The sequence below is a fragment of the Leucobacter fengyongliangi genome (genome assembly GCF_052386045.1).
On sequence record NZ_CM126356.1, the window covers coordinates 2,651,376 to 2,663,321 of the forward strand.

Consider the following 11,946-nt stretch of genomic DNA (forward strand, 5'->3'; position numbering starts at 1 on the left):
CGAACCCAGTCGCGTCAGTCATCGAGGCAGACAGTGCCGGCCGCAGGCATCTTTCCGGACACCAGGTACCGGGTCGTGCGCTCATCGATACACGTGGATCGCGCCGAGTACGAGGCCGCATGCCCCTGGCCATCGAGCGTCAGCAGGGTCGCATCCCCCAGCTCTGACGCGAGCACTTCGGCGTACTGGAACGGAGTCGCGTGATCTCCAGTGATGCCGATAACGAGGATCGGATCCGCCCCCGTCGCATCGTACGACTCGGTGAAGTCGAGCCCGCTGCCGGGAAGCGTGTAGCACGACAGGTCAGTAAACGGTGCGAGGGTCTCGTCGGTGATCTCGGGACCGCCGAGCAGCCTGGGCATGCCGACGCTCTCGATGTGCTCAAGCAGCCCCGGAATGTCGGGCTCGATCGGAAACGAGTGGCACGTCACCACCCGCATCGCCATGTCGGGCACGTGCTCCCCCGAGAAATCGGCTCCGACGGTGTCGATCGCCTCCTGATCACCAAAGAGCGCCAGGGCAATCGTGTCAAGCGTGCGCCCGCGCTCGAAGTGGCTCTGGTAGAGCGCGCCTATGAGGTACTGCTGCAGCAGCTGACCCGTGATCGCCGTGCCGTCGGTCGCGACGAGCGGCTCGGCATCAAGCTGCGCCAAGACGGCGAGCAGCGTCTCCTCGTCGACGAACGGGCACACCTCCACCTCGTCCTCGTACTCGGTGCGGCAAGCGGTCGCAAGCGCGATCGTGGCGTTTGAGATCGCCACCGCCTGATCAAACTGGTGGATCAAGCTTGCCCACTCCGCGTTTTCGGCGCTGTCGAGCACCATCCGACCCACTCGTTCCGGGAAGATGCTGGCGTACGTCGCGCCGAGCATCGTGCCGTACGAGTACCCAAGAAAGTTGAGCTTCTCGTCGGCCATGAGCGCGCGCATGAGTTCCATGTCGCGCGCGACCTGGGAGGTGCCCATGGTGTGGGTGAGGGGGTTGTCGGCGATGCAGGCGCCCAGCTGCACGACGGGCAGCTGCGATCCACCGCCGTCGCAATCGATGGGGGTGGATCGCCCGATGCCGCGCGGGTCAAAGCCGAGGAGGTCGTAATTGGCCGCCACCGCTTCGAAGCCCGGTGCAACAGCCATGCCCAGCATGTACTCGACCCCCGGGGCGCCGGGCCCGCCGGGGTTGCCGAGCAGCGTGCCCAGCGGTTCGCCACTGGTCGACGGGATGTGCACAATGTTCAGCTCGATCGACTCTTCGATCGATGGGTTTTCCCAGTCGTACGGTGCCTGAATATACGCACAGCCGATCTGGTCGAGGTCGAAGCCGGCGGCAGCAAGCTCATCGGCGTACCACTCGTCGAGGCCCTCCTCTTCGCCGCACGCGTACCACTCGATCTCTTGCTCGTAGTAGGCCGCGAAATTCTCCGCCTGCCACTCGCTACTCATGCTGCGTGGATCGAGCGGGTCAACCTCATCCGGTGCGCCCGCACCCATTCCCAGGCCGAACAGTGAACTGCAGCCGCTGAGCGCGAGGCCCGCGGCGAGGACCCCGGCAAGCAGTGCCGCGCTCGGTCGCGTGCGCCGCCGCGTGCGAGAGGGGGGATTCGTGGCCATGGGGAAATACTAGTGGGAAAAATGCATCCCGTTGCACACCATCCAAGATTGGATTTTCGTCTACGTCCCGCTGGGCATCGGGCTTTGCGCGGTGGGGCTCTCTGCCAACGAGAGTCTGCCGTCGACGAGGTGCACCGATCCGTGCATACGGGGAAGCTGCACCAGGTCGTGAGTCACGAGCAGGGTTGACGTGTTGAGTTGATCAGCGAGCTGCAGGATCAGGTCGATGATGCTGGCACCGCGATCCTGGTCAAGCGCGCTCGTCGGCTCGTCAACCAGGAGTACCTTTGGGTCGTTCATGAGCGCGCGTGCGATGTTCACTCGCTGCCGCTGCCCTCCAGAAAGCTGGTGCGGGCGTTTGTCCCGCTGTGCGGCGAGGCCCACAGCGTCGAGCAGGTCGTTCGCGCGGGCGTTCGCCTTCGCCCGGTTTCGGTGACTGTGTGGGTCACCGAGTTCGTTCATGACCGCCAGCTGTTCGTGCGCGGTGAGCGAGGGAATGAGGTTCGATTGTTGGAACACGATGCCAATTGTGCGTCGGCGCAGCTCGGTCGTCTCGCCAGCACTCAGCTCGGCGGCATCGATGTCATCGATCAGAACTCTGCCCGAGTCGGGGCGAATCAAGGTCGCCGCGACGGCGAGGAGGCTCGATTTTCCTGAGCCGCTCGGCCCGGTGATCCCGGTCACCGTACCGGGCCTGCCGGTGAGGGTGACCCGGTCGACGGCCGTAATGCGGGCATCTCCGTCAGGAAACGTGAGGGTGATGTTATCGAGGCGAATCATCGGTTGCTCCCGAGTGCTGTGAGTGGATCGGCGGAGGTCACGGAGCGGAGGGCAAAGGCGGCCCCCGCAAGCCCGAGAGTGATCATGATTGCGCCGGGCAGCAGCGTGGTGATCGGGCTCAGCATGAAGGGGAGGGCGGTACCGGCAAATGTGCCCAAGATGGCCACGAGTCCAAGGCCGATGCCGATCCCGAGCACCAGCACGATGAGCGCCTGGCCAAGCGCATCGCGCACGAGGGAGCGGGTGCTCGCGCCGAGGGCTTTCAGCACGGCAACGTCGCCCTTGCGTTGCATCGTCCACACAGTGAAGAAGGCGCCGATGACGAGGCCCGAGATGCCGAAAAGCAGAGAGACCATGAGCAGGAGCGAGCCGATCTCCGAGCGGAAGGCGCTGAGGGCCATCAGTGAGCCCAGGGTGCCCTCCGAAAGCGTGTCGTTCGCGGCGTCTCCCGCCTCCCAGTCGGGCGTGCCGCTGATCGCCAGCACGGTCGCGTACGCGTCGGGGCTGCCCGTCGCGGCCGCATAGGCTTGCCAGTCGCTCAGGGTCATCTTCACGACCGGTGTGTGGCTGTACCAACCGTCGCCCTCTACGGTCTCGACGGTGTACTGCACCCCTGCGATCGCCACCTCGTCACCGGCTTCGACCTGCAGCGCGGCCGCGGCTGGCTCGGATAGCCCCAGTCGCCCGTCGCCGGTGGGTGAGGTCGCGTCGAACCCTGGTTGCACTCCGAAGAGGGCGATCGCGGCTCGAGTGTCGCCTGATTCACCTCGCGTCTGGCTGATCCCGAGGGGCTCCACAGCGGTCACGCCGTCGGTCACCGCCCACGCGCTCGTCTGCTCCTGCGTGAGCGCCGAGTCCGAGAAGCTGGCACCGGCTTCGCCGCCGGTTGGGGCCGAGAAGGCGATCCTGTCTGCGGAAATCGCGAGCACCGCAGAGATGTTTTGGGTGGCGAGCCCTCCGGTGAGCCCGCTCAGGAATCCAACGAGCACCGTGATGAGGGCCACGACCGATCCGATCAGCACAAACCTGCCCCGGGCGAAGCGGAGGTCTCTGAGTGCGACATACATGTGGGTTCCTTTCACGCCAACGAATTCGATGACAGTTCCACTTTTCCACCGGGCGGCCCGCCCGTCATCGGCCGTCCGCACAGCGTGCAGCGGCGAAATGACGGAAGCGCGGCTCATCCTTTTGAACGATGTAACTCGCGCCGCAGGCCCGTAAGATTCAGCGCATGACCTCCCCCACGATGACCCCGGTCTTCGTGGTGTTGCGCGTGGGCGCGCACCTACTGTTTTTCGGCCTGATCGCCCTGGTCGTGATTCGCGAGGCGCTCGCCCCCGGCGCGCAGAGCGGCCTGGTCATCGGCTTGTCTGCGGTGTTGTTGATCACTTACGCGCTCGGCGCGGTGTTCGCGCGACCCGGAGGGCCACGCTTCGGCCGGCTTGGGCTGTGGTGGATCGGCGCACTCAGTCTCGAATGGGTCATCCTCCTCTGGTTCAGTTCCGAGGCCGCCTACCTTGTATTTCCGCTGTTCTTTCTCTATCTCCACTTCTTTGGGCGTTGGTGGGGGCCAGTGGCGATTCTCGCGGCGACCGCGGCAGCGATCTTTGCGCTGGGCCTGCACGGTGGCTGGAGCGTTGGGGGCGTGGTGGGCCCGCTCGTGGGAGCCGGGGTCGCTCTGCTGATCGGGCTCGGCACGCAAGAACTCGCCCGCGAGGCCGCGCAGCGTGAACGGCTCGTGCGCGAGCTGATCGACACGCGCAGCCAGCTCGCGGCGACCGAACACGAGGCGGGTGTCCTCGCCGAGCGCGCGCGCTTGGCAAGAGAGATCCATGACACCCTTGCCCAGGGACTGTCGAGCATCGGCATGCTGCTGCACGCCGCCGAGCGGGCAGACCCGGAGCGGCCTGGGGTCGAACACCTCAGGCTGGCTCGCGAGACCGCGGCGGTGAACCTCACCGAGGCGCGCCGCTTCATTCGTGAACTCACCCCGCCGCAACTCGACGATGACGGCCTTGGCGGCGCGTTGCGGCGGCTCGCCGAATCCCGTTGGGCTGCGCAGGGCCTGACGGTGCAGGTGCGCGTGTCAGATTCCGTGACCCTGCCGATGCACGTACAGACGGCGTTGTTGCGCATCGCTCAGGGTGCCATCGCCAACGTGATTCAACATGCGCGCGCGAGCTCGGCGACAATTAGCCTGGCCACCGATTCCGAAACCCTCAGCTTCGTTGTGACCGACGACGGCGACGGGTTCGACCCGCGCGCACTGGGGACAGGGTCGCCCAGCACCTCTGACTCGTTTGGACTCCACGCAACTCGCGAACGGGTGCAGCAGCTCGGTGGCACGCTTTCCGTCGGCTCAGCTCCGGGGCATGGCACCACCCTCACCGTGACGCTGCCCGGCTTGGGGGCACAATGATCCGCATCGTCATTGCCGATGATCATCCGATCGTGCGCGCTGGGCTCGTCGCACTCATGAGCCTCGAACACGACGTGTGCGTGGTGGCGGAAGCGGCCACCCCTGACGAGGCAGTCGAGGCAGCCGAACGCGAAAACCCCGACCTGGTGCTCATGGATCTGCAATTCGGCGGCGCGAGCGGCCTGGGCGGCGCGAGCGGCACGGCCGGAGGCGACTCGGCCAGCGTTTCGACCGGCGCGGCGGCCACCCGCCGCATTCGGGCGCTCGAGGCGCCGCCTTATGTGCTGGTGCTCACCAACTACGACTCCGATGCCGACATCCTCGGCGCCGTCGAGGCCGGTGCGAGCGGGTATCTGCTCAAAGACGCGCCCCCGCACGAGCTCATCGCGGCGGTGCGTGCCGCGGCGGCTGGCCAGAGCGCCCTCGCGCCGGTGATAGCATCGCGGCTGCTGGATCGGCTGCGCGCCCCACAGGTCAACCTCAGCAGTCGCGAAATCGAGGTACTCAGACTCGTCGCCAGCGGCTGCTCCAACACCGAGGTCGCGCACCGGCTATTCCTGAGCGAGACCACCGTGAAGTCGCATCTGGCGCACATTTACTCGAAGCTTGATGTCTCCTCCCGCACCGCGGCGGTGTCTGCGGCCCGGCTGAGAGGCATCCTGCGATGAGCGGGCCGGGCTGAGGCCCTCTGGGTGCAGCACTCAGACCCGTCGGATCGCCCAGCTCCAAGCGCCAGGCCAGTGTGTGAGCGGTGAACTGATGGCCGAGACATGAATTTTTTGCGCTGACCAGTGCTTTCGCAGGCGCTCGAGCCCGGTGAGGTGGCGCTGATCCACTACACTCGTGTGGTGACTGAGCGTGGCCTGACCGAGCGGCAAATCGTCGTGCGCTGGGTGCGCACGATGCTCGCCATTTTTCTTTTGCTGGGCCTGAGTTTCGGCACCTGGCTCAGCCGACTGCCTGCGGTGCGCGATCGGCTAGATGCGTCGACCCTTGAAATGAGTGTCTACGGTTTGTGTCTTGCCGCGGGCAGCGTCGTTGGTCTGGTGATCTCCGGCCAGGTTGTGCAGTGGTTCGGCCCGAAGCGCACGATGCTGATCACCGGACTCGCGCAGGTGGTCGCATTGCCAGTCGCCGTGGCGATCATCCTGACCGGCGCGATCCCGCTCGGGCTCGCCGTACTGTTCGTATTCGGGTTCTTCTTCGCGACCGCCGATGTGGCCATGAACGTGAGCGGCGCGAACGCCGAGCGCGCCCTGGGCCGTGCTCGGCTGCCCCTCATGCACGCCGGATACAGCACCGGCACCGTCGCCGCGATGGGCCTGGGGGCACTCGCCGAGGCAGTGGGCATCGGCCCACAACTACACTTCTTCGTGATCTTCGCGGTCATCGGAATTGCGCTCATCATTCTCCTGCGCAATGTGCCCTCCGACGAGCAGGGCCTGCGCGCACGGGCTGCTGAGGCCGCAGGTGTCTCCGGGGCCTCGAGCACTCCCGCTGCTACAGATGGTTCCCGCACCGCGAGTGCGCACGATTTGGGCAGCTCGAGCAACACCGCGTCTGAGGCATTCGCCCCCGAGACCGCCGCGTTTGACGCGACCGGCCCCATCCCGATTGTTGATTCGGCAGCTGGGCGGCAGCCTGCGTTCTCGACGATGACCGGGGCGATCCCCGTCGTTACCTCGCAGATTCCTGTGCAGTCTCCACCAACTACTACACAACCCCCCTCTTCCGCACCTCCGCGCGTCGCTCCGCCCGTCGGGTACTCCCCCTGGCGCGACCGACGTGTGCTCCTCATCGGCCTCATCGCCCTCGCCACCGGCATCGTCGAGGGCACCGCGGCCGACTGGCTTCCGCTGGCGCTCGTCGACGGACGGGGGGTCGCAAACCAGACTGGCGCGCTCATGTTGGGTGTATTTTTCGCCTCGATCATGCTCGTGCGCGTCACAGGCTCCGCCCTGCTGAACCGCTTCGGGCGCGTCAAGATTCTGTACGCGTGCGCCCTCCTGAGCACTGTCGGCATCGTTACCGTGCTCGTAGTTCCCGGAACCGTTGGCCTTCTGCTCGGCACGATCGCGTGGGGGTTGGGGGGCGGGCTCGGCTGGCCCATCGCCATTTCCGCGGCAGCGGATCGATCCGAGACAGCCGTGCGCGACGTCGCCGCGGTCTCCGCGCTCGGCTACGGGTCGATGCTGCTCGGACCGATGGCATTCGGTCTGCTCGGCGAATTCATCGGCCTCCTCACCGCGTTTTGGGCACTGCTACTCTTTACCGCCATCACCGCGCTGGTCGCCCGAGCGGCACGCGAGGGCGGATCCACCCCGCTTCGAAACGGGTAGGCTGTCACGGTGAGAATCGTGGTGGCTGACTGCTCTGTGGATTATGCCGGGAGGCTCAGTGCGCACCTGCCGCGCGCGAGGCGGGTGCTGATGCTCAAGAACGACGGCTCGATTCTGGTGCACTCCGACGGCGGCTCGTACAAGCCGCTGAACTGGATGAGCCCGCCGTGCTCGATTGCCACCGAAGAACCAGACGACGAGCAGCGCGAGTTCGGCATCACCGAGGTGTGGCGGGTCGTGCACGCAAAGACAGCGGATCAGCTCGCCGTCTCGGTCTTCGAGGTGTTTCACGATTCCTCGCATGACCTCGGGGTCGACCCGGGCCTCATTAAGGACGGCGTCGAGGCGCATCTGCAGGAGTTGCTCGCTGATCAGATCGACGTGCTCGGCGAGGGCCATGCGCTCGTGCGCCGCGAGTACATGACCGCGATCGGGCCGGTCGACATTCTCGCGCGCGACGCTGACGGCGCATCGGTGGCCGTCGAGATCAAGCGGCGCGGCGACATCGACGGGGTTGAGCAGTTGACGCGCTATCTTGAGCTGATGAACCGCGACCCGGTGCTCGCGCCCGTGCGGGGCGTGTTCGCCGCGCAGGAGATCAAGCCGCAGGCGCGCACGCTCGCCGAGGACCGCGGGATCCGCTGTGTGGTGCTTGACTACGACGCGCTGCGTGGCATGCAGAACCTCAACACCCTCTTCTAGCCGCTTCCCTCGCGCTCGGCCGCCCCGGAATCTCGCGCGGTGGACACTCACGCAGGGTTCAGTCACGGTGAACCCTGCGCCGACGTCAACCCGAGCCTTCAGCACCACTCCCCACGCGGCGCACCCTTCCCCGGCCGCAGCACGCCCTTCCCGGGGTGGACGTTCGGGCAGGGTTCGCGGACGCTGAACCCTGCGCTGGCGTCAACCCGAGCCGTCGAGCCGCTTCCCGCTCACTAGTTCCAGCCGCACGGCGAGCCCGGCGAGGATGACAGCAATGCCGCGGTCGAACGACGCCTCGAGGTCGGCTCGCGACGCACCCGGCGGATCGGCGGCCGCGTCTGCCGGCCGACCCGCGGCGAGCGCCGCGAACTCCTGCGCCTGCAGCAACATCTGGGTGGACTGCGTGTGTCCGAACACGAAGTGCAGCAGGGTGCGCGCCGACTCGACGGCTTCCCAGGGAGTCATGTCTTCGAAACGCTTGCGCAACAGCTCGGCGAGGCGAGCCTCGACGGCTGACGCGCCCAGCCGATACGCAGAAGCGGTCGCCACCACGTCGGCACCGTCGCGCACCGCGAGCATCGCCCGTCGCAGGTCGCGGCACAGCTCCGCGGGGCCCGACCCCCTGACACTAGAAACCATCTCATCGGCCATGAGCGCGAGCAGCGTCTGCTTGTCGGGTACGTGGTGATACAGCGCGCTCGGTTGCACATCGAGCGCGGCGGCGACCCGACGCATCGAACAGAATTCGAGACCCTGCTCATCAAGTACGCGCAGCGCGGCGGCGACGACATCAGTGCGACTGTGACCCATACCGTGGATCCTACATGTCGCACCTGAACACTGTTCAGTGTATGGTGAACAGTGTTCAGGTGCGCGCACAGGCGCACGCACTCTCATCAGAATGGAAGACCCATGGCCACGATTCGCGCACGCCGCAGCCCCGCCACCGACCTTGCGCTCATCGCCACCTTCGCTGCGCTCATCGTCGCCGCCTCAGTGCTGGCCTTCCCGATCGGCGCGGTGCCCATCACCCTGCAAACCTTCGCGGTGCTGCTCGCCGGCGCGGTGCTCGGCGCGAACCGCGGCTTCCTCGCGGTGCTGCTGTACCTTGCGATCGGCGCGATCGGCCTGCCAGTCTTCGCTGGCGGATCCGCCGGACTGGCCCCGTTTGCTGGCCCAACCGTCGGCTATCTGATCGGCATGCCCCTCGCCGCGTGGTTGACCGGCTTCATCGTCGAACGCCTCCCCCGCCGCTCTGTAGCAACCAATGCCGTCCTCATCTTCCTCGCCGCGCTCGTTGCCAACATCATTTTCGTGTACACACTCGGCGTACTCGGCCTCGCCTGGCGACTGGGCCTGACCGTCGGCGAGGCCTTCATGATCAACCTGGCATTCGTGCCGGCTGACCTCGCGAAGATCGCACTCGCGGCGGTCGTTGCCACCGCGGTGCACCGCGCGTTCCCTGACCTCCTGCCGCACCGTCGCGCACGCGGGGTTGACAGCGAGAACGGTCGTGACACACCCACCGGAGCCAGCTCTGATGCAGATTCGGCCTCCGACGCCGGCATCGACAGAAGCTCCCCCACGAGCACAGTCACCAGTTCAGACACCCTCACAGACACCACCCCTGACGCAGTGTCCACTATCGAACGTGGCGGAGCGGGCTCTGCATGATCGAACTGCACGACGCTGCGATTGTCGCTCCCACCCACGACGGTGAAGTGCGCGTCCTCGAGCCGACCACCCTCACGCTGACCGAGCATCGCATCGCACTGATCGGAGCGAACGGATCGGGCAAGTCCTCGCTCGCTCGCCTGCTGAACGGGCTGGTGCTGCCGACCACTGGCAGCGTGCGGGTGCGCGCCCAGTCCCGGGCCACGGTTCCGACTGGCGGATCCGCCATCGAATCCGGAGACAACGCGCGCCGCGGCAGCACCGATCGCACGAGACCCACTGGCAGCGCCGCAGAGGCCGCGCGCTGGCTCGACACTGCCCGCGATGGCCGCGCGGTGCGGCAGCTCGTCGGGTTCGTGTTCACGAACCCCGCGACGCAACTCGTGATGCCCACGGTGATCGAAGATGTCGCATTATCGCTGCGCCGGCATCACGCACGCAAAGTGGATCGCCTCGCCGCCGCACGCAACGCGCTCGCGCGGTTCGGCCTCGAGGCGCTGGCCGACCGCAGCGTGCACACACTCTCGGGTGGGCAACAGCAGCTCCTCGCGATCGCTAGCGTGCTCGCGACCGAGCCCGCGATCCTCGTGGCAGATGAACCCACCACGCTGCTCGACCTGCGCAACAGTCGGCAGATCTCCGAGCTACTGCTCGGCCTGCCGCAGCAGCTCATCGTCGCGACCCACGACCTTGAGCTGGCCGCGCGCTGCGACCGGGTGCTCGTGGTCGCCGGGGGTCGGGTGGTGCACGACAGTGCCACCGCGGCCACCTCGCCGGCCGAGGCAGTTGACTGGTACCGGGAGCGCGCGTGACCAGCGCCGTACTTGGCGCGTACCGGCCCGGTCGGTCCGTGCTGCACCGCATGCGCCCGGGCGCGAAGCTGCTCGGCCTGTTCCTGCTCGGTGTCGCGGTCGTCGCGGCTCCCGGCTGGCCGTTGGCGCTGATCGCGCTCGGCCTTGGCATCGTGCTCGCGCTGACATCGGGCATGGGCACGCGCGGTCTCGTGCGTGCGGTGCGCGGCTTCGCGATCGTTGCGGTGCTGCTGTTCGCCTTTCAGACCTGGCAAAACGGCTGGGAGCGGGGCCTCGAGGTCGTCGCCGACCTCCTCGCCTTGATCCTTGCGGCGAGCGCGGTCACCGCAAGTACCGCAACCGACGACATGCTCGACACCCTGGTGTGGGCGCTCGGCCCGCTGCGGCCGCTGGGGGTCTCGCCCGAACGCGTCGCCCTGGCATTCTCCCTCGCCTTCCGCGCGATCCCGCTCGCGATCGACATCGCGCACGAGACCCGCACCGCCGCGCGCGCCCGCGGCCTCGATCGAAACCTCCGTGCCTACGCCACCCCGCTCGTGCTGCGGATGGTCGCGCACGCACGCCACACGGGCGAGGCACTGCAGGCCCGGGGCCTCGGCGACGACTGACCACACTCCACCACACGCCCGCAGGCCCGCGGGCCCAGGCACCCGCAAACACGCCGTTTCGAGGGCTCCAGGCCCGTAGGCTAGAGGCATGGCTGACGCACAGATTCCCGATGGGCTCACCGCCGACTACGAGAACACCGGTGTGCGAGCGGCGATCCACACCCTGCAGCAGGCACCCGATTACGCGCAACTCGCGGCATTTCTCACCGCGTTGCGCGAGGGATTTCTCGTAGTCGACGTCACAGGCACCGCGAAGAAGAAAGCCACGCACATTCGCACGATCCGCTCAACGCAAGGGCAGTTGCTGCTGCCCCTGTTCACCTCGATGGACGAGCTGCGGGCGGCCCTGCCAAAGGGCAAGGGCGAGCAGGCGAAGGGCGCGATCATGCCGATTGCCGAGGCACTGCGCCTCATCCACACGGGCAAGTTCGTCGCGGCTCAATTCAACGCGGGATCGGATGCGCTCGTCGTACTGCGCAAGTACATCGACCTCGCGCTGGGTGACGACTCGATCGATGCCGCCACCCTCGAAGCGATGCGCTGACCCCGCTGCGCCGAGTCCCGGAGGCGAACGAAGAGACGAGCACGGCACGGTTCAACACTCAGTCAGCGAACACATCAGTCAGCGAACAAAGGAGACCTCATGACAACCGGAGCGCACAGCGAGACCCAGCTCGAGAACGAACACTTTCGGGTGACAAAGTGGACGATTGATCCCGGCGGAGTCATTCCGATGCACGTGCACGAACACGAGTACGTAGTGGTGCCCCTGGTCACCGACACCATGCACGTTACCAACGCCGATGGCAGCGAGATCGTTGCAGAACTCACCGCGGGCGTCAGTTATACCCGGCCCGCGGGCTCCGAGCACCAGGTCGAAAACCGCACCTCCGCGGCTCCCGTCGTGTTCGTCGAGATCGAAAAACTGTCCTAGGAGACAGAAACGCCCGACCGATCCAGAGAATCGAGCGGGCGTTCGGTAACCGGTGAGGTCGGAGCTGTCGC

Annotated in this window: 13 protein-coding genes; 9 read left to right on the top strand and 4 right to left on the bottom strand. The window is 66.7% G+C overall.

Features of this window, described 5'->3' with window-relative positions:
- Positions 1–14: 14 nt before the first annotated feature.
- From ACTNFK_RS12520 to ACTNFK_RS12530, 3 genes are read right to left on the bottom strand one after another with little or no spacing between them, the layout of a single operon-like run.
- Positions 15–1,607 (bottom strand): alpha/beta hydrolase, encoded by a 1,593-nt coding sequence (locus tag ACTNFK_RS12520; protein ID WP_435937654.1) that lies wholly within the window; start codon positions 1,605–1,607, stop codon positions 15–17.
- Between the two features lie 60 nt (positions 1,608–1,667).
- Positions 1,668–2,387 (bottom strand): ABC transporter ATP-binding protein, encoded by a 720-nt coding sequence (locus tag ACTNFK_RS12525; RefSeq protein ID WP_435937653.1) that lies wholly within the window; start codon positions 2,385–2,387, stop codon positions 1,668–1,670.
- Positions 2,384–3,454: an ABC transporter permease gene (locus tag ACTNFK_RS12530; RefSeq protein ID WP_435937652.1), complete on the bottom strand. Its 1,071-nt coding sequence runs from the start codon at positions 3,452–3,454 to the stop codon at positions 2,384–2,386. The genes ACTNFK_RS12525 and ACTNFK_RS12530 overlap by 4 nt, the downstream gene beginning before the upstream one ends.
- Positions 3,455–3,618: 164 nt before the next feature.
- Here ACTNFK_RS12530 and ACTNFK_RS12535 point away from each other — a divergent pair, with 164 nt between their 5' ends.
- From ACTNFK_RS12535 to nucS, 4 genes are all read left to right on the top strand, one after another.
- A complete protein-coding gene (locus ACTNFK_RS12535) occupies positions 3,619–4,806 on the top strand; it encodes a sensor histidine kinase (RefSeq protein WP_435937651.1) in 1,188 nt (395 codons plus the stop codon).
- Complete coding sequence (locus tag ACTNFK_RS12540) at positions 4,803–5,474, top strand: response regulator (RefSeq protein WP_433645562.1); 672 nt, start codon at positions 4,803–4,805, stop codon at positions 5,472–5,474. Before ACTNFK_RS12535 ends, ACTNFK_RS12540 begins: the two co-directional genes overlap by 4 nt.
- A 180-nt stretch (positions 5,475–5,654) precedes the next feature.
- Positions 5,655–7,145, top strand: coding sequence for an MFS transporter (locus ACTNFK_RS12545; RefSeq protein WP_435937650.1), 1,491 nt, complete (start codon positions 5,655–5,657; stop codon positions 7,143–7,145).
- Between the two features lie 9 nt (positions 7,146–7,154).
- Entirely contained in the window at positions 7,155–7,847 is a 693-nt protein-coding gene (nucS, locus tag ACTNFK_RS12550; protein WP_435937649.1) for an endonuclease NucS, read from the top strand.
- Between the two features lie 201 nt (positions 7,848–8,048).
- On the opposite strand, the gene ACTNFK_RS12555 is transcribed toward nucS, so the two are convergent.
- On the bottom strand, positions 8,049–8,657 hold the full coding sequence (locus tag ACTNFK_RS12555; RefSeq protein ID WP_435937648.1) for a TetR family transcriptional regulator: 609 nt from the start codon (positions 8,655–8,657) through the stop codon (positions 8,049–8,051).
- 102 nt (positions 8,658–8,759) lie between these two features.
- Between ACTNFK_RS12555 and ACTNFK_RS12560 the strand changes: the two genes are divergently transcribed.
- The 5 genes from ACTNFK_RS12560 (at position 8,760) to ACTNFK_RS12580 (ending at position 11,875) form a co-directional block, all read left to right on the top strand.
- Entirely contained in the window at positions 8,760–9,521 is a 762-nt protein-coding gene (locus ACTNFK_RS12560) for a biotin transporter BioY (protein WP_435937647.1), read from the top strand.
- Positions 9,518–10,333, top strand: coding sequence for an energy-coupling factor ABC transporter ATP-binding protein (locus tag ACTNFK_RS12565; RefSeq protein WP_435937646.1), 816 nt, complete (start codon positions 9,518–9,520; stop codon positions 10,331–10,333). The genes ACTNFK_RS12560 and ACTNFK_RS12565 overlap by 4 nt, the downstream gene beginning before the upstream one ends.
- Positions 10,330–10,941 (top strand): energy-coupling factor transporter transmembrane component T family protein, encoded by a 612-nt coding sequence (locus tag ACTNFK_RS12570; protein ID WP_435937645.1) that lies wholly within the window; start codon positions 10,330–10,332, stop codon positions 10,939–10,941. Before ACTNFK_RS12565 ends, ACTNFK_RS12570 begins: the two co-directional genes overlap by 4 nt.
- Before the next feature lie 88 nt (positions 10,942–11,029).
- On the top strand, positions 11,030–11,485 hold the full coding sequence (locus ACTNFK_RS12575; protein WP_435937644.1) for an SseB family protein: 456 nt from the start codon (positions 11,030–11,032) through the stop codon (positions 11,483–11,485).
- Between the two features lie 99 nt (positions 11,486–11,584).
- A complete protein-coding gene (locus tag ACTNFK_RS12580) occupies positions 11,585–11,875 on the top strand; it encodes a cupin domain-containing protein (RefSeq protein WP_435937643.1) in 291 nt (96 codons plus the stop codon).
- Positions 11,876–11,946 lie beyond the last annotated feature (71 nt).